The 19,289-nt window shown below is 43.3% G+C and carries 25 protein-coding genes and 1 tRNA gene; 8 read left to right on the top strand and 18 right to left on the bottom strand.

What is annotated here, in order from left to right; genetic code table 11:
* Entirely contained in the window at positions 1–567 is a 567-nt protein-coding gene (locus tag ICE88_RS07500; RefSeq protein WP_216251234.1) for a sulfite oxidase heme-binding subunit YedZ, read from the top strand.
* Entirely contained in the window at positions 564–1,349 is a 786-nt protein-coding gene (locus ICE88_RS07495) for a formylglycine-generating enzyme family protein (RefSeq protein WP_216251231.1), read from the top strand. The genes ICE88_RS07500 and ICE88_RS07495 overlap by 4 nt, the downstream gene beginning before the upstream one ends.
* On the opposite strand, the gene ICE88_RS07490 is transcribed toward ICE88_RS07495, so the two are convergent.
* Positions 1,313–1,918, bottom strand: a complete 606-nt coding sequence (locus tag ICE88_RS07490) for a YqiA/YcfP family alpha/beta fold hydrolase (protein WP_216251228.1) — start codon at positions 1,916–1,918, stop codon at positions 1,313–1,315. The two genes, ICE88_RS07495 and ICE88_RS07490, sit on opposite strands and share 37 nt — an antisense overlap.
* An 80-nt stretch (positions 1,919–1,998) precedes the next feature.
* Here ICE88_RS07490 and ICE88_RS07485 point away from each other — a divergent pair, with 80 nt between their 5' ends.
* From ICE88_RS07485 to ICE88_RS07470, 4 genes are read left to right on the top strand one after another with little or no spacing between them, the layout of a single operon-like run.
* On the top strand, positions 1,999–2,409 hold the full coding sequence (locus tag ICE88_RS07485; protein WP_216251226.1) for an HIT family protein: 411 nt from the start codon (positions 1,999–2,001) through the stop codon (positions 2,407–2,409).
* An 11-nt stretch (positions 2,410–2,420) separates the two neighbouring features.
* Complete coding sequence (locus ICE88_RS07480; protein WP_216251223.1) at positions 2,421–2,801, top strand: YchJ family protein; 381 nt, start codon at positions 2,421–2,423, stop codon at positions 2,799–2,801.
* Between the two features lie 4 nt (positions 2,802–2,805).
* Positions 2,806–3,162 (top strand): hypothetical protein, encoded by a 357-nt coding sequence (locus ICE88_RS07475; protein WP_089515939.1) that lies wholly within the window; start codon positions 2,806–2,808, stop codon positions 3,160–3,162.
* A gap of 9 nt (positions 3,163–3,171) precedes the next feature.
* The gene (locus ICE88_RS07470; protein WP_216251221.1) at positions 3,172–4,011 is read left to right on the top strand and encodes an ion transporter; all 840 of its coding nucleotides are present in this window, start codon (positions 3,172–3,174) and stop codon (positions 4,009–4,011) included.
* A 23-nt stretch (positions 4,012–4,034) separates the two neighbouring features.
* Here the strand turns inward: ICE88_RS07470 and ICE88_RS07465 are convergent, their stop codons facing one another.
* Positions 4,035–4,481, bottom strand: coding sequence for a potassium channel family protein (locus ICE88_RS07465; protein WP_216251218.1), 447 nt, complete (start codon positions 4,479–4,481; stop codon positions 4,035–4,037).
* Positions 4,482–4,634: 153 nt separating this feature from the next.
* On the opposite strand from ICE88_RS07465, the gene ICE88_RS07460 reads away from it, so the two are divergent.
* Positions 4,635–5,330, top strand: a complete 696-nt coding sequence (locus ICE88_RS07460; RefSeq protein ID WP_216251216.1) for an SDR family NAD(P)-dependent oxidoreductase — start codon at positions 4,635–4,637, stop codon at positions 5,328–5,330.
* 18 nt (positions 5,331–5,348) lie between these two features.
* On the opposite strand, the gene ICE88_RS07455 is transcribed toward ICE88_RS07460, so the two are convergent.
* Genes ICE88_RS07455 through ICE88_RS07440 form a run of 4 tightly spaced genes read right to left on the bottom strand, consistent with a single transcriptional unit; the run spans position 5,349 to position 7,321 of the window.
* Positions 5,349–5,666 (bottom strand): 4a-hydroxytetrahydrobiopterin dehydratase, encoded by a 318-nt coding sequence (locus tag ICE88_RS07455; RefSeq protein WP_216251214.1) that lies wholly within the window; start codon positions 5,664–5,666, stop codon positions 5,349–5,351.
* On the bottom strand, positions 5,647–6,171 hold the full coding sequence (locus ICE88_RS07450) for a DUF2878 domain-containing protein (protein WP_216251211.1): 525 nt from the start codon (positions 6,169–6,171) through the stop codon (positions 5,647–5,649). The genes ICE88_RS07455 and ICE88_RS07450 overlap by 20 nt, the downstream gene beginning before the upstream one ends.
* A 21-nt stretch (positions 6,172–6,192) precedes the next feature.
* Positions 6,193–6,738 (bottom strand): DUF3833 domain-containing protein, encoded by a 546-nt coding sequence (locus ICE88_RS07445; protein ID WP_216251209.1) that lies wholly within the window; start codon positions 6,736–6,738, stop codon positions 6,193–6,195.
* Positions 6,731–7,321, bottom strand: a complete 591-nt coding sequence (locus ICE88_RS07440) for a chalcone isomerase family protein (RefSeq protein WP_216251207.1) — start codon at positions 7,319–7,321, stop codon at positions 6,731–6,733. The genes ICE88_RS07445 and ICE88_RS07440 overlap by 8 nt, the downstream gene beginning before the upstream one ends.
* Before the next feature lie 191 nt (positions 7,322–7,512).
* Here ICE88_RS07440 and fur point away from each other — a divergent pair, with 191 nt between their 5' ends.
* A complete protein-coding gene (gene fur, locus ICE88_RS07435; RefSeq protein ID WP_216251204.1) occupies positions 7,513–7,950 on the top strand; it encodes a ferric iron uptake transcriptional regulator in 438 nt (145 codons plus the stop codon).
* Positions 7,951–7,996: 46 nt separating this feature from the next.
* Here fur and ICE88_RS07430 read toward each other — a convergent pair whose 3' ends face one another.
* The 12 genes from ICE88_RS07430 to ICE88_RS07375 all read right to left on the bottom strand — a co-directional run bounded on the left by ICE88_RS07430 (position 7,997) and on the right by ICE88_RS07375 (position 19,073).
* On the bottom strand, positions 7,997–8,596 hold the full coding sequence (locus tag ICE88_RS07430) for an energy transducer TonB (RefSeq protein ID WP_216251202.1): 600 nt from the start codon (positions 8,594–8,596) through the stop codon (positions 7,997–7,999).
* A gap of 8 nt (positions 8,597–8,604) precedes the next feature.
* The gene (locus ICE88_RS07425) at positions 8,605–9,429 is read right to left on the bottom strand and encodes an ATP-binding cassette domain-containing protein (RefSeq protein ID WP_216251200.1); all 825 of its coding nucleotides are present in this window, start codon (positions 9,427–9,429) and stop codon (positions 8,605–8,607) included.
* Positions 9,429–10,439 carry an iron ABC transporter permease gene (locus ICE88_RS07420; protein WP_255535260.1) on the bottom strand — a complete coding sequence of 337 codons (1,011 nt, stop codon included), beginning with the start codon at positions 10,437–10,439 and terminating at the stop codon, positions 9,429–9,431. Before ICE88_RS07420 ends, ICE88_RS07425 begins: the two co-directional genes overlap by 1 nt.
* A 38-nt stretch (positions 10,440–10,477) precedes the next feature.
* On the bottom strand, positions 10,478–11,416 hold the full coding sequence (locus ICE88_RS07415; protein WP_216251196.1) for a hemin ABC transporter substrate-binding protein: 939 nt from the start codon (positions 11,414–11,416) through the stop codon (positions 10,478–10,480).
* Positions 11,404–12,483, bottom strand: coding sequence for a hemin-degrading factor (locus ICE88_RS07410; protein WP_216251194.1), 1,080 nt, complete (start codon positions 12,481–12,483; stop codon positions 11,404–11,406). Before ICE88_RS07410 ends, ICE88_RS07415 begins: the two co-directional genes overlap by 13 nt.
* A 126-nt stretch (positions 12,484–12,609) precedes the next feature.
* On the bottom strand, positions 12,610–14,907 hold the full coding sequence (locus tag ICE88_RS07405; RefSeq protein WP_216251192.1) for a TonB-dependent hemoglobin/transferrin/lactoferrin family receptor: 2,298 nt from the start codon (positions 14,905–14,907) through the stop codon (positions 12,610–12,612).
* Between the two features lie 173 nt (positions 14,908–15,080).
* Positions 15,081–15,560: a hypothetical protein gene (locus ICE88_RS07400; RefSeq protein ID WP_216251188.1), complete on the bottom strand. Its 480-nt coding sequence runs from the start codon at positions 15,558–15,560 to the stop codon at positions 15,081–15,083.
* Positions 15,561–15,668: 108 nt separating this feature from the next.
* Positions 15,669–16,691, bottom strand: coding sequence for a TerC family protein (locus ICE88_RS07395; protein ID WP_216251185.1), 1,023 nt, complete (start codon positions 16,689–16,691; stop codon positions 15,669–15,671).
* Positions 16,692–16,976: 285 nt separating this feature from the next.
* A complete protein-coding gene (locus ICE88_RS07390; RefSeq protein WP_216251183.1) occupies positions 16,977–17,225 on the bottom strand; it encodes a zf-TFIIB domain-containing protein in 249 nt (82 codons plus the stop codon).
* A gap of 157 nt (positions 17,226–17,382) precedes the next feature.
* Positions 17,383–17,475, bottom strand: a tRNA-Ser gene (locus ICE88_RS07385).
* Between the two features lie 44 nt (positions 17,476–17,519).
* Positions 17,520–18,770, bottom strand: coding sequence for an aspartate kinase (locus ICE88_RS07380; protein WP_216251180.1), 1,251 nt, complete (start codon positions 18,768–18,770; stop codon positions 17,520–17,522).
* A 120-nt stretch (positions 18,771–18,890) separates the two neighbouring features.
* Positions 18,891–19,073 carry a hypothetical protein gene (locus ICE88_RS07375; RefSeq protein ID WP_216251178.1) on the bottom strand — a complete coding sequence of 61 codons (183 nt, stop codon included), beginning with the start codon at positions 19,071–19,073 and terminating at the stop codon, positions 18,891–18,893.
* Between the last annotated feature and the right edge of the window lie 216 nt (positions 19,074–19,289).

Below are 19,289 nucleotides of genomic sequence, written 5' to 3'. Positions count from 1 at the left end.
ATGAAAGCATTGTTGATCGGCATTGGTTTACTGCCACTGGTCCGATTGATAGTCTTGGGCTACCAAGAGGATTTAACAGCCAATCCGATTGAATTCATCACTCGCTCGACGGGTACCTGGGCCTTGGTATTTTTATGCTTGACCTTGGCCATCACACCTTTGAGAAGACTCACTGGCATCAACCAATTGATTCAATACAGAAGAACCTTGGGTTTATTTGTGTTCTTCTATGCCTGTCTGCACTTTTCAATTTGGTTTTGGCTAGATCACGGTTTGATATTTTCAGAAATGATTGTGGATGTGATCAAGCGCCCTTTCATCACGGTCGGATTCATATCATTTGTTTTACTGATTCCTTTGGCACTCACATCCAATCAATGGGCCGTTAAAAAACTAAAACGGAACTGGGCCAGACTCCATCAATTAATTTACTTGATTGCACCTTTGGTGATTCTTCATTATTTTTGGCACAAGTCCGGAAAAAATGATTACTTCACTGTGAGTATTTATGGTGCTGTTCTTTTGATACTTCTCGCATTTAGATTACGACTGAGGTTAAAACCATGAAGCTGAACAAACCACACAATTTCAAGATGTCTCTTTACGGCGGCCTATTGGTGATACTCATGACTTCTTTGATGAACACAGCCAGCGCTCAAACAAAACCAACTGCTTTAGAAAAAACAACTCGAATTGGGCAACTGGAATGGGACTTGCATGAAGTCACGATTGGCACAGTCAAACTTTATGCACAACAAACCAAGTTTGTCAGCTCCGGTGAAAAAGAAGGTGGTAGTTTTATTTATGAATATGGCTGGACACGTAAAAAAGGTTGGACTTGGTTGCAACCATTTGGCGTGCCATCAAAAGATCAAGAGCCAGCGGTTCATTTGAATTTCGATGAAGCACAAGCCATCTGCCAATTTTTTGGTAAACGACTGCCCAAGGATCAAGAATGGACATCAGCGGCTTTTCTAGAGCAGCGGGCCACTCCTCCACAGCCATTCGTTAAAGGTAAACGTTACACCTATGCCAATGGTGATACCCCACGAAACTCGCATTGCTTGAATGGCTGTGCAGGTTTAAAAGGCCTAGCCCCTGCTAATGTTCTTAATCGCGGCACAGGCCATGTGGCGGTAATGACCACTCAACCGGGGGTGAATGGTTTATACGATATGGGCGGCAATGTTTGGGAATGGGTCGACGATGGTCCAGGCAATGAGAGAGTCACTCGCGGTGCCTCTTGGTGGTATGGCCCAGAGAATCAAATTGAATCAGCCGTGGCAACCAAACCCAGAGATACCAAGGTCGCTTATGTTGGTTTTAGGTGCGTTAGAGATGTGAAGTGAAACTCCATCAACTGATTTAAGTAGTTGGGGTAATCAGAGATAGCATGATCGCCACCTTCTAAAATCAGTTGATGAGCACCAGGGTATTTGGCGACCATCTCATGCCAATCCAAAACTTCATCCCCTTTTGCAGCCAATAAAAAATAGCGCTCTGCTTGAGTGATCTTTTGCACATAAATCTCTTGAAGCTCTTCGATGTACTCTGGCAAGAAATGAAACACTTCATCTTGGTGCCAAGATTTTTGTTCGCCAATGTATTTTTCTAAATCTCTAGCAGGCTCAATCGCCGGGTTCAACAAGCTGACCTTACTTGGAAACAGTTCAGCCAAATAGGTGGCGTAGTAACCACCCAAGGATGACCCCATGAAAGACAAAGTACTGAATGTCTGCCCATGAATATGATCCTTTACCATCTGTATCGCTTCACGCGGCGAAGCAGGTAATTGCGGGCAATACCAAGTGATTGGCTCACCAGCTTGAATGCGTTGCTCAATGGCGGCTTTAGTCAGCTGAGCCTTATTGGAATTTGGCGAAGATTTAAAGCCGTGAAGATAAACAAATAAATGCATGTGGATGGTTTTAATTTTGAATCAAGCTTGGTGAATTAGCCTAATATAGTCGAATATTACTTAAGAAATCAGGTTTCTAAATGACCACCATATTTGAAAAGCTTTTATCAGGTGAATTGCCTTGTGCCAAAGTGTACGAAGATGATCTCGTATTTGCTTTCATGGATGCTGGACAAGTGAATGATGGGCATGTAATCGTGGCATCTAAAAAGCCCTATGAAACCATTTTAGATATCGACGAAGAAACCACTCAGCGACTCTTTTTGGTCGCCAAGCGCATTGCTCACGTTGTTAAGGATGTGTTCAAGGCTGAAGGCATTACTCTTTTACAAGCTAACAAAGATGCTGGCTGGCAATCTGTGCCCCACATCCATGTGCATGTTCTACCTCGCTACAAAAATGACGGGGTTGAGCTGGTTTGGCCAAGAAAAGAACCTGGCATCGAGCGTCTCAAAGAACTTGCTAAATTGATTCAAGTACCAAGCCTTTGAAAGATTCATCAATGAACTGTCCATGCGGCAAAGGCCTCTATGAAACATGCTGCGGTAAATTTCATGAAGGTAAAGAACTGGCCAGCAATGCTGAAGAATTGATGCGCTCACGTTACAGTGCCTTTGTTTTAAAGAATGAACCCTATTTATTAAGCACCTGGCACTCTTCCACCAGACCTCAAGAACCATTGTTCAATGAAGATCCAACTCAATGGACGGGTCTGACCGTGAAACATTTCAGTGAAGCCAGTGATCGTTTATCTGCCACAGTAGAGTTTGTGGCGATATATAAAATCAATGGCAAAGCCCATCGCCTTCACGAAATCAGCTCCTTTGTCTGTGAAGATAAACAATGGCTCTATGTGGATGGGCAGTTTCCCAAGATAAAATGAATCCATGAACGACGATATTCTTCTTAAAATGCGCGCAGTCTTCCAGGATTGCCAAAAACAGGCCGTAATATTGGTCCAACAGCACCCCAGCATCCACAAGGGATTTGTGGCTGATATGCAATTTGCCAGTACGTTTGGCACCTTTTTGGGCGAAATTAAAATCAAGCATGGCATTGATATAGAAAAAGACTCTATGGCTCAACGCTTGATCAATGCCTTAGAAAAAACAGACTCTCACACCATTGGTCTGATTCGAGAAGAAATCTACGATGCCTTAGATAAGATGCAGGCAGAACAATACGCTAGCTATATTTTTATCAGCTGCTTCCCAAGTATTTACAAAGCAATGTCAGAAAAATAAAGGCCTGTCATGATGTCCGATCAATTAGCCAAGAAGACGCTCAAAGAAAAACTCTTCGTCATCATCTTTGAGGCAGATACTCGCGCCGGACAATTATTCGACAAAACCCTCATTTATTTAATTTTGTTGTCATTGGTGGTAGTAGTAGTAGATAGCATCGAATCAATTTCTGCTGAATTCCACTTCAGCCTGACTGTTCTAGAGTGGTTTTTTACAATCATCTTTAGTTTGGAATACATTGCTCGGGTTTACTGTGCGCAAAATCGTATGCAGTACATCAAGAGCTTTTACGGCATCATCGATTTGGTTGCGATTCTTCCGACCTACCTAGCGATGCTCTTCCCTGAGTTACACGCTTTGATTGATGTGCGCGTGCTGCGCTTGATTCGCATCTTCAGAATTTTCAAACTCACTGAATATGTTGCTGAGTATGTCCACCTAGGTGCTGCTTTGGCTGCCAGCCGAAGAAAGATCTTCGTCTTCTTGTCAGGCGTTTTAATGATTGTGATGGTCTTGGGCACTCTGATGTATGTGGTCGAAGGTCCAGCCAATGGATTTACCAGCATACCAACGAGTATTTATTGGGCCATCAGCACCATGACAACAGTTGGTTTTGGCGACATCACTCCTAAGACAGACTTGGGAAGATTCATCACATCCATCATGATGTTGATGGGCTGGGGAACCTTGGCAGTACCAACGGGTATTGTGACCGCTGAACTAGCCAGTTCGCGCACTGAACAAATCACCACCAGAACTTGTAAAGAATGTATGTCAGAAGGTCATGCTGCTACCGACCAATACTGTCGCCATTGCGGCGCCAAACTACCTGACTACATTCACGACTAAATCTTCGCTTAAATTCATCCTTTTTATTTTTTGGATGATGTCCAATATTTTTGCATCTCCAAAAATAGGAATGATGCTGACCAGGTGATGAGTAAGAGACCCAATAGTGCTTCTACCCCAGTCAGATATCTAAGATAGCCATTTGCCACGACATCACCATAACCAACCGTGGTGTAGGTGATGAAAGATAAATAAACATAATCTAATAAGAGTCCATGGCCACTGGTCACACCAGTCAAGCCACCCATGCCTTCAAATTGCAATGTGAACAAATAGCCAAAAGCAAAAACCCAGATTTCTACAATATGGGCCATGAAAATCACACCGGCACCCACCAGCACTTTGAAGCGTGCAGGCAAATGGGAGACTTTTGGCAATTGCTTATCCAATTGGAATAAGACCTCGTAGTGAATCAAGATCACCAATAGAGCCAAGATCGTATTGAAGATAAAAGCAAGAGTAAGCAACATAAAAAATCTTTTTGGAATATTGAATCAGTCCATATTACTGATTTATCCGGCTTTACACCACCCGAATGATCAAGCAAAAGATAAAAATCTTCAGAATGGTTACACTAGATCAATTCATACATTAATAATTGATTCAATTTAAGAATATTCTCTATGCTCTCTCATCTAGAAAAATTCAATGCACTGGTGATTGGCTCTAGCGGATCCATTGGTCAGGCATTCATTGAGCATTTAAATAAACTGCCCAATTGTTCAAAAGTAATGGGCTTAAACAGACAATCAACGCCATCGATTGATTATGCAAATCCTGACAGCATTCAAGCAGCAGCTGATGCCTTGTCTCATGAAGGCCCTTTTCACTTGATCATTGTTGCTACAGGCATTCTTCACAGTGATGCTTGGTTACCAGAAAAGAAGTTATCAGACTTGCATGAAGCTCAGTTCATGCAAACCATGCAGTTAAATGCCTTGGGGCCTGGCATGTGCTTGCAATCATTCGCACCACTATTAGATCCTGAATTTGGTGTCATGGCCTGCCTATCTGCCAAAGTCGGCAGCATTGAAGACAATCGTTTGGGTGGCTGGTACAGTTATCGAGCCTCTAAGGCTGCTTTGAATATGCTGATTAAAACAGCGTCGATTGAGCAAAAGCGCACAAAACCCAATCATTGTTTGCTGGCACTGCACCCCGGCACAGTGGCCTCTGCCCTATCAAGACCATTCAAGGGTGATCAAATTGGCAGAACGCCACAGGATGCAACTTCTGATATGTTGCAAGTGCTCTTGAACGTCAAAGCCAGCGACTCTGGTAAGTTTTTGAGTTACCAAGGCGAAGAGATTCCTTGGTAAGAAATTCTCTGTATTTAATTATTTGATGTTTTTAAATATTTGATTCATTGACTTCGCCAAAGCGATGTCTTTGTGCGTGATGCCACCAGAATCATGGGTACTCAATGTCACGTACACAGTACTATAAACATTTGACCAGTCAGGATGGTGATTCATCTCTTCAATTGGTTCATAACAATTCTTCATGAACGCAAAAGCTTGTTCAAAATTCTTGAACATGAACTTTCGCTGCAGTGAGAGTTGATCAGCGCTGATGGCCCAACCCTCTAGCTCATTGATTGGAATATCTTTAACTACCAGTAAAGCTGGCTTGACGTTATTTGCTTGAGTGGACATGACGTACTTTTAAAAGTGCTGAAAAATAAAATAAGGCTGGCGTAATCATCAACCAGACAACTGATAAGCAAATCATGGCGGTCACAAAGTCAGGAAATACGCCCGCACCCATTCTGACACCTGCCCAGTAGGCAAATGGTCCACTGATGGCACCCAATACTCCTGCGAGCACATAGCGGCCACTCAACCAGCTCATGGATGATTGAAGCGTCAATGCCAGAGCAATCCAAATTGGTGTCATCCACAATGGCGCCATCGAGGTCCAATACGCCGTTGTAAAAGTAATTAAATTCTGGGATATCAGTAAGCTATCAAGAGCGACTCCAATGATCACAGCAATCAAGCCGATCATATAGTCATGGGTGCGATACTCCGAGGTGAGGATGGCCCAAGCAATGATGCCTACAGAAATCAAGATGGCTATCAACTCAAATTGATGGGCGGCCCCAAAAATACATAGAAACCAAACCGCTTGAAATTGAATGAAGTTGATCAGTTTTTTCATAGACTTCTTGATACTTCAGTATTAGCGTTTGTAAAAGGCCAAAGTCACTTCACCTAAATAAATACCAAATTTACTCATTTTGGCTTTGTTTAGCATGACCTTGTCATCCATCTGATACATCCAGTCATTGAACTGAACGTTGTAGACCTTGCCATCTACTGGCAGCGCTAGAGTGTATGACCAGTTCAAGGCATTACCAGCAACCTCACCCAATGCTTCTCCAACCACATCAGAGGCAGTTCCCTTGTAGCGGTTTGGAGCAATTTCTGTGAGAGTCCACACACGACGCTGCGTGGTGCCGTCTGAGTATGTAAAGGCTTCATCTAATACGCCAACCTTGTTGCCATTCTGCACAGTCCACTTGGCATCAATCACGACTTTGAATCGCTTCACTACTTTATCGCTTCTGTCTGTGAAGATGCCATGAGCATCAATCGTGCCATTGAAATAGGTGGATAAATCCAAGGCTGGCTTTTCTTGGGCATAGTCACTGACTTTCACGCTTGAACAACCAAATAAGGCAAACCCCATTAAACAAACTCCTAAACGTTGAAATAATTTAATCATGACAATAGGCCTCTAAATTAACCCTCGGACAATATTGACCCAATAATACTTTTCTTAATTGGGGCGCACTGGTTTTGGGGTGTAACCAGATACCAAAAAATGCTTGGGAGAATGACTCTCCAGAAATTTCACTGACAAACTGCCCGTTATAAAAAAACTGAGTGCTGCCTTGGGGCTTTTTGATGGCAGTGATTGAATCCCCTACTTGCACGGTTTTGAATGCCTTGGCCAATGGACTGGCCCACTCCGCTCTTTGGGTATCACTCACCCCCAACTTCTTTAGTTCATCTAAAGTTTGCTCGGCCAGTGCTTTGGCTTCAAATTTACGCAGGTACTGAATATCCAGAGCAATGCCACCTTTAGGCTCTTTACTAGCAAATAGTTTTGCATCGTAAAGAGTAAATCCCCAATAGGTCATTCTGCCTTGCCCCAAAGATTCGACTTGACTGATATTTTTAGTTACCAGGGATTGATTGTGAGCATTTGATGCAAGCGTCACGCCTGAAAATGACACCACCAAGCCCAGAAAAAAAGCTTTTAATGGCAGGGTAAGGCGTTGGTGATTGCTTAAATATTTGGTCATCTCACTAGCTTACTCTTTAATCAGAATTTTTTCTTATGTGCCCCAGACCTCCCAAGAAATATGGGGGTATTGAGGGCATTACCAAATGTGGTTATTTCATTAAGAATTGATGAAAAAATGCATCTTTGAGCTAAACAACCAAGATATTGAACTATCTGTAAAATGAGCCATCAATAAATGGATTGTGGTCTATGAAAAAAACAAGCCCTACCGAAGAACTCCGCGAGACCGGACTGAAGGTCACAGCGCCAAGATTAAAGATCTTGGAGTTTTTCAATAAAAATCCTAATCGTCATTTCAGTGCTGATGATATCTATCTTGAAGTTATTAAAGAGAAGCTAGACATTGGTATTGCCACAATTTACCGTGTATTGATGCAATTTGAAGGTGCTGGCATTTTAAGAAAAAATAACTTTGAATCGGTCAAAGGCGATGGAAAAGCTATTTTTGAATTAAATGAAGGCACTCATCACGATCACATTGTTTGTGTCAAATGCGGCAAGATTGAAGAGTTCTTTGACGCCACCATTGAAAAGCGTCAAAAAGAGATCGCCGATAAATTAGGTTTTACTTTGGTTGATCACTCTTTATCTTTGTACGGCTCTTGCAAGGCTTGTAAGAAGAAATAAGCAACTCGCTGGCTGTCTGGCTCAGCATCCTCTTCCGTTGCTTCATTTAACCATTGAGTTTTGACCCTTCTTTTCTCAAAATAAACTGCACAGGTAAGAGATAGCAAGCATTGATATCTCTGTCTTGATTTTTCGCAGGAATAAATTTCCATTTCCTCACGGTTTCAATCGCGATGTCATCCAAACGCTGATAACCCGATGTTGTTTCTAGCTTCAGATTCTCAACCAAGCCGCTTAAGCTCACACATACATTCAGGACCACTTTACCCTCTTCATTCAGTCTTCTACTCAACAGAGGATAAGGAGGCTTCGGATTGTTCAGGCCTTTAGCAAATGCGTTCGGCATGGTGACTGGGGCAGCCCCAGCTTGATGTTTCTCAGCTTGTCTTTTTTCTTCTTCAGAATTTAGGCTCTTTTCTGAATCACTATCTTGGCTTTGTTGTGAGGCAGATGCTTTCGGCACGATATTGATGGTGTTTGTTGATGGGTGATCGATGAGCGACGCCATCATCATGATCTGAGCGCCCTGCTCACTGCGCACATTAAAAGAAAATAATCCAAACAAGATAATTGCCACATGCACTGCGGTGACCACCAGTGTGATGACTGCATGAGGTTGATTGGCTTTACTGAATATCAAAGACATGATGTTGGTCAGTTTGTGTAAAAGGGCCTTAGATTTGACGGAATCAACAAATCTTTTCTTCCTGCTCGAGTAAATCTTTCCAAGCTCATCTCATACAAAATCTCGAGCTCTTTTTGAGGTGCAGGATGGGATGGCAGGTCTGCCATGATTTTTCCGTCTTTGATCAAGATCAGACGTTCAAAATGCTCAATGGCTTGTTGGATGTCATGCAAGATGGCAACAAGGGCGTGAGATCTATCTTGGCAAAATTTCAAAATTGCCGACAGCAGTTCAATCTGCAATCCAGGATCCAAAGCTGCCAGTGGTTCATCAATCAACAGGATGCCGTTGTGCTGATCCCATAATTGGGCGAATACTCTGGCCAAGTGCACCCTGGCTTTTTCTCCTCCGGAGAGTGTCTGATAGGAGCGATCTAAAAGATGTTCTGCTCTCGCGGCCATTGCTGAGTCTTTGATGATTTCAACAAGTTCTGGGTCGTGACCCCTCGCCACCCTGCCTAAGCTGATGATCAGCTCACTGCTTAAATTAAATGCGGTCTCATGCTGTTGAGGTAATAATGCTCTCTTATAAGAGAGTTCTTGCACACTCATTTCTCCGAGTGGTTTAGATAAAAACTCTATGCATCCAAAATGCGCATGTAATCCAGACATGATTTGCAATAAAGTTGATTTACCAGCTCCACTGGGGCCAAGTATTGCTATACGCTCATTGCTTTTGATATCAATTGAGAATGGTCCAGGGGTATTGCTTCTAGCTTTGGCACTGTTATTTTTTGAACTCGCACTTTTTAAGCTGGCGTCTTTCAAAGACATTAGAGATTTGGCATTACTCATCACATCAAGACCCTCCTTTGTTTTGCTAAGAGACTCAAGAAAAATGGTGCCCCCAACAGGGCCGTGAATATACCCACAGGTATTTCAGCAGGTATGGCGACTGTTCTGGCCAAAGTGTCTGCAAGTAGCAGCAGTAAACCGCCGAGCAACATCGACAATGGCAACACCTGGCGATGATCTGGTCCTGCGATGGCTCTGGCTATGTGGGGCGCAATTAAGCTGATGAATCCAATCATCCCGCACCAAGCTACTGCACAAGCACTCAAGATAGCAACCATCACAATGATGCGTTGACGCAATTGCTTTAGGTTGATGCCGACTTGACTTGCCACGGCCTCACCCAATGACAAGGCATTGATTTGAAGCGTCAATCTTTGTGAGCATAAGAATGCGACAGTCAATACAAACATCATCAATGAGAGCACCATCCAATTGGCGCCTGCCAAGGAACCCATGGTCCAAAAAGATAGGTTCCTTAATTGTTCATCGTTGGCAAGGTAAGTAGATAAGCCTATGAATGCTGCGACCAAGGCGTTGATGGCAATACCAGTGAGCAACAGTCCCATGACAGATCCAGGAGTTAACCACCTTGCAAGACGATCTAATAGAAAGCAAATGCCCAGAGCTCCACAGAAGGCTGCCACAGGCAACACCCAGACACGCAGGTCTTCAGGTATCGCCCAAGCCAAACTTCCAGAAAACACAATTGCACCGGCCGCTGCAGCGGCAGCACCACTGTTCACCCCCAATAAGCCCGGATCTGCAAGCGGATTACGAAACAATCCTTGTGTCAAAGCTCCAGCCAAACCAAGACTTGCACCAAGGGCGATGGCAAACAAAATTCTGGGTAAGCGCACTTGCCACAAAATATAGTCTTCTACGAGCTGATCATTAGCCGACAGCTTATTTAAATAATTAATTTCTACTGGGCCAAGAATCACAGCCATCAAAGCGATGGTGATCAGCACAATCAAACCAATCGCATACATCAACGCTGTTTGATTGTTCATCAATTTGCAATACCCCTGCGAGAGTGCGTTCCGTTCCATCACTTGATGTTGTGGATTTCTTTAGCGAGTGAATAAAGCATGCTGGGCAAACGAGGGCCAAAACCTAAAAGGTGATTGGCCTCACGAGAGTAAATCTGTCGATATCTGCCAGCCGGAGTTTGTATCAGCCCAGGTAGGCGCAAGACACCCTTCATCCCACCTTGAGCTTGCAGACCTTGATCTGTTAATAGAATGACATCTGCTTGTCCAGCAATCACACTTTCCGGAGTGAGTGGCTTATAGCCTTGTAGTGTTTTGAATGCATTATCAAGCTGCAGGTAGTTCATGATGGCATGAGCACTTGTGCTGTGCCCTGCCACCATGATTTGCTGTGGACTGTGCGCCATGATGAACATGGCTTTTGGTTTTTTGCTACCAGGAACTTCATTTTTACCAATCACGCCGTGATTGATGTCCTGTTGATATCTCTGCCACTCATGATTGATTTCTTTGATCAGCTTCTCTGCCCGAGCTTCTGCCCCCAATAAGAAGCCAATCGCCCTGATTCGGTCAATCAGACCTTCATAACGATGATCTGCCTTTAATACCTTGACTTGAACCCCTGCATGACTGAGTTGACGTAATACTTGTGGAGGTCCTGCATCTTCGGTGACCAACAGGGTTTGTGGTCGCATGCTCAATACGCCTTCTAAAGAAAGAGTTCTGGCATACCCCACATTGGGTAGCTTTTTGGTGGCCATGGGGTATGTGGATGTGGTATCAATCGCGATCAAATGCTCTTGAAGATCCAGGGCATAAATGATTTCCGTCAAAGACCCACCCACACAGACCAAACGCTTCAAAACAGTTGCTCTTGGTTTAGACCAACTTGGGCTGGGGAATAGCCAACTACTGATAGCAGTGGCAGCAGCCGCCTTGGCAGCTGGGGCACAGATATTTTGTAGCAATTGTCGACGTTCAAGAATCACTGGATGCATAGCTCTTCCTTATCCAGAAATTCTTGAATCATCTTGCGCCAAGTTTCTAACTCAGGAGTGCCAGGCTTTCTTTCGCCAAAAAACATGGCAATCGCTTGACCTTCACAATCAAATAACTCCAAGGATGTGACAATGCCATCATCTGTGGGTTTTCTGACGACCCATGTGTCATAAATATTATCTTCACGCAAATGAAGATTGAAGTTTTTATCTAAGATATTGAGCCAAGGGTCCATCATCACAACCCTTGATATTGGGCCTGTGTGTATTTGTATGACCCCTCGATTGGCCACAAACACCATGATGGGGATGCGTCTGACGGCCACTCTTCTTAACAGTTGTCTTGTGAACTGAAGTGGCACTCTTTGAGCGTGACCTTCAGGCGCAAAGCGCAAAGCTTGGATTCTGCTGAGCTTGTATTGTTTGATCAAGTCATAGAACTGATGGGTATCAGACATACCCAACCAATCTTTCTGAAAGCTCAATAGATCAATGTCAACATCAATCAACGGATGTTTGTTGAGTTTCGGTGCTTGTATCTCAATCTTGGGTGCTTGATCTTTAGATTGGTATTTTTCTATGATGCTTTCATAGGCATAAATGTTGCTATTCTCTGTGATGATGATCTTATGCAGCGCATTGCCGTGGTCATCAAAAAACTGTAGGCTGCGTCGACAATCGAAGACCAGGTTCTCAATGACGGCAAAGCCATGCGCCCATTCTTTATAAAAAATTCTTAAATCAATTTCTTTGCCTAACAGTAGGTCAAGATCTTTACCGGTTGGTTGAGCGTACTGCCCCACCTTCTCGTGCACACATGACTCATTTCTGGTCAGTGCCATGACCTCGCCCAAGGAATGAGCATCAGCAATGATCGATGCCCAGCTTGGCTCTAAGCGAATCACCCTTAACTTGATGTCTTTATTAGCAGGGTCAGTGTCTAGGTGAGCTGCCAGTAATTCAGCTTCAGAGATACCCATGGAATGAGCCACATCCCTGTGCCTTACTTTATTTTTAAAACGCTGATTGATGAGTCCCTGCTGAATTTCTTGAATAGATAAAGTCATATATTTCCATGATTTAAATTACCGGCTGGCTAGATCTGTGTTGAAAATCTTGGCTTGCTACGACTATTGATGCTTTCTTGTTACTTTTTATTGTTATTTTTTATTTGTTAGTTCTACATTTTTCATTTACATGAACGCATAGTTCATGCTGACAAAGAAGTTACGGCCCGGTGAGGTGTGATAGTCACTCACAGCAGTACTGCCAGTTTGAGTTAAACCTGACGATGAGATGTTGGCCCAATCAATGTACTTTTTATCCAATAGGTTGTTGATACCCGCATAAAGATTGAGTTGTTTGTTGGCTTTGTATTGACCGCGGGTATTGATGATGGTGTATGAGCCTGGAGCATAGGTGTTGGTGCTTGCGCCAGCAATGTCCTCTTGTTTTTTAGCTCCCACGTATTTGATTGTGGTGGCTGCACCCCATGTCCCTTGATGATAGTCTGCTGAGAGAATCACTCTTTCGGGTTGCACGGTGTTGATCGGTTGATTCAAACCAGCAAGGGTTGTTTCTGAACCACTGGAACGAACATAGCCAGCCTTGAATAACCACTGAGGATTATGACGGTACTCAAGTCTTAAATCTATTCCTTGAATAGTTGCTTTGGGCGCATTTTGGTACTGATAGCACTGTGTAAGGCCACACGTGGTCATACCATTCGGACTAGTTCCTGAGTTAAAGGTGTATTGACTGATGAAATCATCATAAGAGTTATCAAAGTAACTGATGGCGTATTTGATCTGCTGTATGGATCCCTTGATACCCACCTCTTTGGCCAGGACTCTTTCTGGATTAAGGTTTGGATTGGGTATATAGGCATAACCATGGCCTTGATTGGTGAATGAGGCAGATATTTCCTCTGCCGCAGGAGCTCTAAACCCCTTACCAATGTTCATGAATGGCATAGCTGCTGGCTCTTGAGTCCAAATAGCTCCCAATGAAGGTGACCAGGCCTGATCATTTTTATTGATGGCTGATGAACTGATGCTCCACCGATCAAAGCGTATGGCTGGAATTAGATTGAGGTGACCGATGCTCAAGTCATCTTGGAAATAAACACCCACCATGTCTTGTTTGGTTTTGGGTATGTAACTTTCAGGGGTGCTGACATCCCCACTTCTGTTGAGCTCTTGCTTGACCCAAGATTCTGATAAATCCAGACCATATTTGAACTGATGAGCAATCTGAGTATCAGAATCTTTGCCAGGTGAGATGCTTTTAGCTCCTTGCAAGACAAAGCCATAAGCGTCATTCAGAACTTTGTTATCGCGGGTCCTGTTGTAGGTACTTGGTAAATAACGACTAGTTTGAGATGTGCCGGTTTGCCACACTGCTTGATGAACATTGGTTTTTTGGTACCAAAGCTTGCTGTCAATCACATCTGCTAATTGACTATGCAAATGGTATTGATGATCGATAGACACTCTGCTTCTATTGATGTGGTCCTGGCCAATATCACTGTAGATACCCGCTCCAATGGCATTGAGATTATTGGTGTCGATTCTTTTTTTAGAATCTTCCAAGGTGAATTTAAGTTCATCGCCCCCTTGAAGTTCTTTGACATATTTAGCCAACACATAGGTGTTGTGGGTATCCATGGGGTTGGCTTTGGTTCTACTGCTGCCCGTGCTGTCATTCACACCCTGAGTTTCTGTTTCATGACCAAGACTCAATGAACCCAAGATAACTGCAGACCAATCATCACCCTGCTGAGCATGCGTCAAAACACCTTTGGATGTTTGTGATGCATCGAAATACGATGCTGTGACTGAAGTTGCGGAATTTGCATCATTGATGGAACTTGCTGGATGATCATGAAGGATGTCCTGAGGAGCAATGGTATTGAAGAGGACTGTGCCAGCAACGCCATCACTGCCATAGAGCGCTGAAGATGCCCCGCGCAGCACTTGCACACTGCTCACTCCATCCACATCTAAGTAATCACCCCTTGCAGCAGAGTGACTTCCAAAGCCGAAGGAGTATGGGAGCTTGATACCATCCACCATGAGGTTGAGTCGATTACCTTCTAAACCTCTGATGTTGATACTTTCGTTTGAACCTTTGCGATTACTCGCCCCACTGACACTGTTACCGGTGCGGATGGTTTGCTTAACATCAACATCCAATTCTTCATAAAATAAATCTTTGATATTTTTAACACCACGACGATCGATGTCATCTTTGGTGATGGTGGAGATGGTAGCAGGTGTTTCTAGGTTGGATTTTTCACCACGTGTTGCCAAGACATTGACTGTACCCAAAGTGCCTTGTTGTGAGTTTGTTCGTTCGGTGTTTGATGGTTGCGCACTGGTTTGATGAGCGTAGAGGCTGCATAGCAAGCCAGCAAAAGTAGCAATCCTATAAATAGGTTTGCGCGCTGTTGAATTTTGAGGTTTTGGTCGTGAGAGTTTTTGTAGCAACATGAGATAGCCCTTTTAAGTGATTCTTTAGCTAATAAATTAGCTATTAACTTAGCTGGCTATATCAATAGATTTGCTTGCTACTTCGAATAAGAACTATATCATAAATGATAATCATTCTTATTAATAAACTATTAATTGAAGGGGTTTTTGTGACTCGCTGCCACTTCTATCAATTAAAACGCTTTGAATTTGAATTGAACTGAAAGAGATCCCGCAACCTTCTCCGGAATCGATGGGACCAACAATAAGTTAACGCCAAAGCGATCACCCTCATAGGTCAAGGCCGGAATGAGTGCTGGAAACCAGCCGCCATCATTGGTTTTTGAGTAGCCATTAAAGACCCCTGCTACTGCACCAAACTTGAATACTCCCAACTGAATCGGTTGCCAATAGGCGCCTATGTAATTACTGGATTCATGATAACTGTTACGGTATGTACCCAAAGTGACAGATGCAACTGAGGAATAACGATACTCAGCACCAAAACCCACATTACGAGAGTTAAAGCTTCTATCACGATCAAAGTGATAAGAAAGCATGCCTGGGTTGAGCCATAGCTCGCTTTGAGCTTCATGCTTGGCGATACTAAAAAAATCACTGGCTTGCGTCTTGGCTGGTGCGCTGAGTGCGCAGAAAGTGACGGCAAGAAACATCCATTTGAGGCATTTGATCATTGTTAGATGATGCCATAAAGGAAAAGCCCAGCAATCAAATGATCACTGGGCTTTTTGTAAAGCTAGCTGAGTAAGGTCAGCTGTCTTTTAGTGACTATCTTTTGAACTACCCCGCTCTTTTGCACTGAAAGGGAATGAAGTGCTAGAAGCGCCTTTCCTTGCTGGAATTTTCAATGACAGAATCATCGTGATAGCCAAAGTTAGAACGGTGAAGCCCAATGACCATGTGATAGGAATCTTGTACAGGTCAATCAGCATCATTTTTGTACCGATGAACACCAAGATGATCGCCAATCCATAGGACAACAAATGGAATCGCTCATGCATGCTTGCCAATAGGAAGTACATGGCACGTAAACCAAGGATCGCAAACACGTTGGATGTCAACACAATGAACGGATCAGTGGTGATCGCAAAAATAGCTGGGATTGAATCCACCGCGAACACGATGTCCACAATACCAATCAACATGATCACCACAAACAAAGGTGTGGCCATCTTGACACCGTTGTGCACAGTGAAGAATTTTTCGCCATCAAATGTTGGAGAGATCTTCATGTGACGATTGATCCACTTGAGTGCTGGGTTGTTATTCAGGTCAGGTTCTTGACCAGCCGCCCACCACATCTTGACACCTGTGAATAGCAAGAATGCGCCAAACACGTACATCACCCAATGGAACTGAGTGATCAACCAAGCACCAATCAAGATCATGACTGCGCGCAAGACCAAGGCACCCAAAATACCAATCATCAATACACGCTTTTGAAATTCTGCTGGTACAGCGAAGTATGTGAATAGCATCAAGAAGACAAAGATGTTATCGACTGCCAGCGCTTTTTCAACCAGGTAACCTGTGATGAATTCCAAAGCTTTGGCATCGGCCATTTCTCGTGTCACAGGATCTTGTCCTGTACCACCCAAGAACCACCATAGCCAAGCAACGAACAAGAAAGATACCGCTACCCAAATCAGCGACCAGATGGAAGCTTCTTTGATACTGACGGCGTGAGAGCCCTGACGGCTCATAGCGAAGAAGTCAACAATCAGAGCAACAACCACAAATGCTGCGAATAGTGACCATAACAAGGGAGTACCGATGGATATCATCGTTTGTTACCTCTCATCCCAAACCGGCATCGCCTGGGCAATAAATTAATAAGGGGTCTCTGTTAGTCTTGCTGCCCGGAAATGATACTACCGAGTTAAGGCACCGAACACAGATGTTTGCCACTTCACCTATGTCGTAATGACGGCACCAAAATACAAAGTTTATGCACGGGGGCACTAAAGCATTTGTATCAGCTACTCCCTTTGAGAGATACCCAAATCTTAAATGAAGAGATGAACTTCGTCAAACGACCTCAAAAATCCATCAATTAAGATTTATTTTAACTAATCAAAAATGTCGCTCAACCATGATTTTGGTTTGCGATAGTGATCGGAACGGTACTCATTCCGATATTGTTGTTGTGGCGGTGCCGATGCCTGAACAGGCGCATGATCAGCTGATGATCTTTCAATTAATTTATCCAACTCACCTCGATCAAGCCACACTCCTCGACATGAAGGGCAATAATCAATTTCAATTTTTTGCCTCTCAGAAATGACAAGTTGAGAATCTTTGCAAACTGGACACTGCATAAAGAACTCCTATAAAAGTTGTTGAACCAAACAAAATTGATTTCTTTCAACACATCATGGATGTGCGAAAAAATTATAGGAGTGCGATTGAAATACTGTTGAGTGCTTAGATTCCCCAAAGAAAAAAGGGCTTTTCAGCCCTTTGTATCTTTGATGTTGGCGGAGACGAGAAGATTCGAACTTCCGATCCAGGTTTTGCCCAGATGCTCCCTTAGCAGGGGAGTGCCTTCGACCACTCGGCCACGTCTCCGTATCACTTCACTGAATTAAATCAATGAAGACGATGATTTTAAATTACTTTTGGTCTAACTCGAATGCTTTATGCAAAGCACGTACTGCTAATTCCATGTATTTCTCATCAATCAAGACAGAAATCTTGATTTCACTGGTAGAAATCATCTGAATATTGATGCCCTCTTCTGACAGAGTGCGGAACATTTTGCTGGCAATACCTACGTGTGAACGCATGCCAACACCCACAACTGAAACCTTAGATACTTTTGGATCACCCAAAATTTCTTTGGCTTGAATGTGCGCTTGAACTTTGCTCTTGAGTAGATCAAGGGCTTTTTGATAGTCGCCGCGTGGCACTGTGAAAGTGAAGTCAGTCTTACCATCCACAGATTGGTTTTGAATGATCATGTCCACATCAATGTTGGCGTCCGCAATCGGGCCCAAAATTTGATATGCGATACCTGGCTTATCAGGTACACCTAATACGGTGATTTTTGCTTCGTCACGGGCGAAAGCAATACCCGAAATAACAGCAGCTTCCATGGTTTCTTCTTCCTCGAAAGTAATCAAAGTGCCTGAGTTCATTTCTTGCTCAAGCGACATCAATGGGTCAGTTAATGATGAGAGTACGCGTGTCTTAACGCGGTATTTACCAGCAAATTCTACTGAACGAATTTGTAGTACTTTTGAACCCAAGCTAGCCATTTCTAGCATTTCTTCAAAAGTGATTTTGTCTAAGCGTCGTGCATCTTCACACACACGTGGATCAGTTGTATAAACACCATCCACATCGGTATAGATCAAACACTCATCAGCGTTCAATGCAGCAGCCACAGCCACAGCAGAAGTATCAGAACCACCACGACCTAGGGTTGTGATGTTGCCATGATCATCAACACCTTGGAAACCAGTGATCACCACTGCTTTACCAGCTTTGAGGTCACCTAAAACTTTTTCACCATCAATGCCCTGAATACGAGCTTTGGTATATGACGAATCAGTTTTAATTACAACTTGCCAGCCGGCATAACTCACCGCACCAACACCTTGAGCTTGAAGTGCCAAAGCCAACAAACCAGAACTGACTTGCTCACCTGTTGAGGCAATTTGGTCCAACTCACGTGGATCTGGATTTGGGTTGATTTCTTTAGCCAAACCTAAAAGACGATTCGTTTCACCAGACATGGCTGAAGGAACGACGACCACTTGATGGCCTGCCTTCATCCATTTGGCAACTCGTTTGGCCACGTTTTGAATGCGCTCAACAGAGCCCATCGACGTGCCACCATATTTATGAACTATTAGAGCCATGAGTTAAAAATCGTAAAAATCGCACCACTGGGGTGCGTTAAGTAGCAAAAATGTAATTTTACACGTTTAGGGCGGGTTTAATGAGAATTTCGGCAGGAATGTAAATGTCCAAAGTTTTAACTAGATTGCCTGGATGCTTTGAAAACAAGAAGTTAATCGTTTTCTTTCAAAATTTTCAACCATTGAGACAAGCCCATCCAACTTAGAGCCTTCAAGAGTACCCTTTTGAGCATTCATCAATGATTCGATTTCTTGTAAAACCTTGATGTACTGGCGATTTGATGTGATTTGCTTCAGATTCATGAGTGATCCATTGAAATTTGATTGTGATTTTGAGGACACAATTTTGAACTTGTCAGCGTTTATCAGCAAGTAGATTTAATTTATTAGTAATAAGAGACTCTTTGAATCACACTCGGCATTTACTTGAATGCAGGTTAATTTTGATACTTATGTCACTTCTATTTCCCTATTGACAAAATAGGTGTAATATATACGCAACTTACGTATAATTTTGGG

Origin of the sequence: Polynucleobacter sp. AM-26B4 (genome assembly GCF_018882285.1) — a bacterium.
Taxonomy (GTDB): domain Bacteria; phylum Pseudomonadota; class Gammaproteobacteria; order Burkholderiales; family Burkholderiaceae; genus Polynucleobacter.
This window is presented reverse-complemented; position numbering and strand designations above follow the sequence as displayed.

Excerpts from the sequence above, each read along its gene's own strand:
- ICE88_RS07500 (WP_216251234.1), top strand. The coding sequence starts at position 1 with ATGAAAGCATTGTTGATCGGCATTGGTTTACTGCCACTGGTCCGATTG.
- ICE88_RS07495 (WP_216251231.1), top strand. The coding sequence starts at position 564 with ATGAAGCTGAACAAACCACACAATTTCAAGATGTCTCTTTACGGCGGC.
- ICE88_RS07490 (WP_216251228.1), bottom strand. The coding sequence starts at position 1,918 with ATGCATTTATTTGTTTATCTTCACGGCTTTAAATCTTCGCCAAATTCC.
- ICE88_RS07485 (WP_216251226.1), top strand. The coding sequence starts at position 1,999 with ATGACCACCATATTTGAAAAGCTTTTATCAGGTGAATTGCCTTGTGCC.
- ICE88_RS07480 (WP_216251223.1), top strand. The coding sequence starts at position 2,421 with ATGAACTGTCCATGCGGCAAAGGCCTCTATGAAACATGCTGCGGTAAA.
- ICE88_RS07475 (WP_089515939.1), top strand. The coding sequence starts at position 2,806 with ATGAACGACGATATTCTTCTTAAAATGCGCGCAGTCTTCCAGGATTGC.
- ICE88_RS07470 (WP_216251221.1), top strand. The coding sequence starts at position 3,172 with ATGATGTCCGATCAATTAGCCAAGAAGACGCTCAAAGAAAAACTCTTC.
- ICE88_RS07465 (WP_216251218.1), bottom strand. The coding sequence starts at position 4,481 with ATGTTGCTTACTCTTGCTTTTATCTTCAATACGATCTTGGCTCTATTG.
- ICE88_RS07460 (WP_216251216.1), top strand. The coding sequence starts at position 4,635 with ATGCTCTCTCATCTAGAAAAATTCAATGCACTGGTGATTGGCTCTAGC.
- ICE88_RS07455 (WP_216251214.1), bottom strand. The coding sequence starts at position 5,666 with ATGTCCACTCAAGCAAATAACGTCAAGCCAGCTTTACTGGTAGTTAAA.
- ICE88_RS07450 (WP_216251211.1), bottom strand. The coding sequence starts at position 6,171 with ATGAAAAAACTGATCAACTTCATTCAATTTCAAGCGGTTTGGTTTCTA.
- ICE88_RS07445 (WP_216251209.1), bottom strand. The coding sequence starts at position 6,738 with ATGATTAAATTATTTCAACGTTTAGGAGTTTGTTTAATGGGGTTTGCC.
- ICE88_RS07440 (WP_216251207.1), bottom strand. The coding sequence starts at position 7,321 with ATGACCAAATATTTAAGCAATCACCAACGCCTTACCCTGCCATTAAAA.
- fur (WP_216251204.1), top strand. The coding sequence starts at position 7,513 with ATGAAAAAAACAAGCCCTACCGAAGAACTCCGCGAGACCGGACTGAAG.
- ICE88_RS07430 (WP_216251202.1), bottom strand. The coding sequence starts at position 8,596 with ATGTCTTTGATATTCAGTAAAGCCAATCAACCTCATGCAGTCATCACA.
- ICE88_RS07425 (WP_216251200.1), bottom strand. The coding sequence starts at position 9,429 with ATGAGTAATGCCAAATCTCTAATGTCTTTGAAAGACGCCAGCTTAAAA.
- ICE88_RS07420 (WP_255535260.1), bottom strand. The coding sequence starts at position 10,439 with ATGAACAATCAAACAGCGTTGATGTATGCGATTGGTTTGATTGTGCTG.
- ICE88_RS07415 (WP_216251196.1), bottom strand. The coding sequence starts at position 11,416 with ATGCATCCAGTGATTCTTGAACGTCGACAATTGCTACAAAATATCTGT.
- ICE88_RS07410 (WP_216251194.1), bottom strand. The coding sequence starts at position 12,483 with ATGACTTTATCTATTCAAGAAATTCAGCAGGGACTCATCAATCAGCGT.
- ICE88_RS07405 (WP_216251192.1), bottom strand. The coding sequence starts at position 14,907 with ATGTTGCTACAAAAACTCTCACGACCAAAACCTCAAAATTCAACAGCG.
- ICE88_RS07400 (WP_216251188.1), bottom strand. The coding sequence starts at position 15,560 with ATGTTTCTTGCCGTCACTTTCTGCGCACTCAGCGCACCAGCCAAGACG.
- ICE88_RS07395 (WP_216251185.1), bottom strand. The coding sequence starts at position 16,691 with ATGATATCCATCGGTACTCCCTTGTTATGGTCACTATTCGCAGCATTT.
- ICE88_RS07390 (WP_216251183.1), bottom strand. The coding sequence starts at position 17,225 with ATGCAGTGTCCAGTTTGCAAAGATTCTCAACTTGTCATTTCTGAGAGG.
- ICE88_RS07380 (WP_216251180.1), bottom strand. The coding sequence starts at position 18,770 with ATGGCTCTAATAGTTCATAAATATGGTGGCACGTCGATGGGCTCTGTT.
- ICE88_RS07375 (WP_216251178.1), bottom strand. The coding sequence starts at position 19,073 with ATGAATCTGAAGCAAATCACATCAAATCGCCAGTACATCAAGGTTTTA.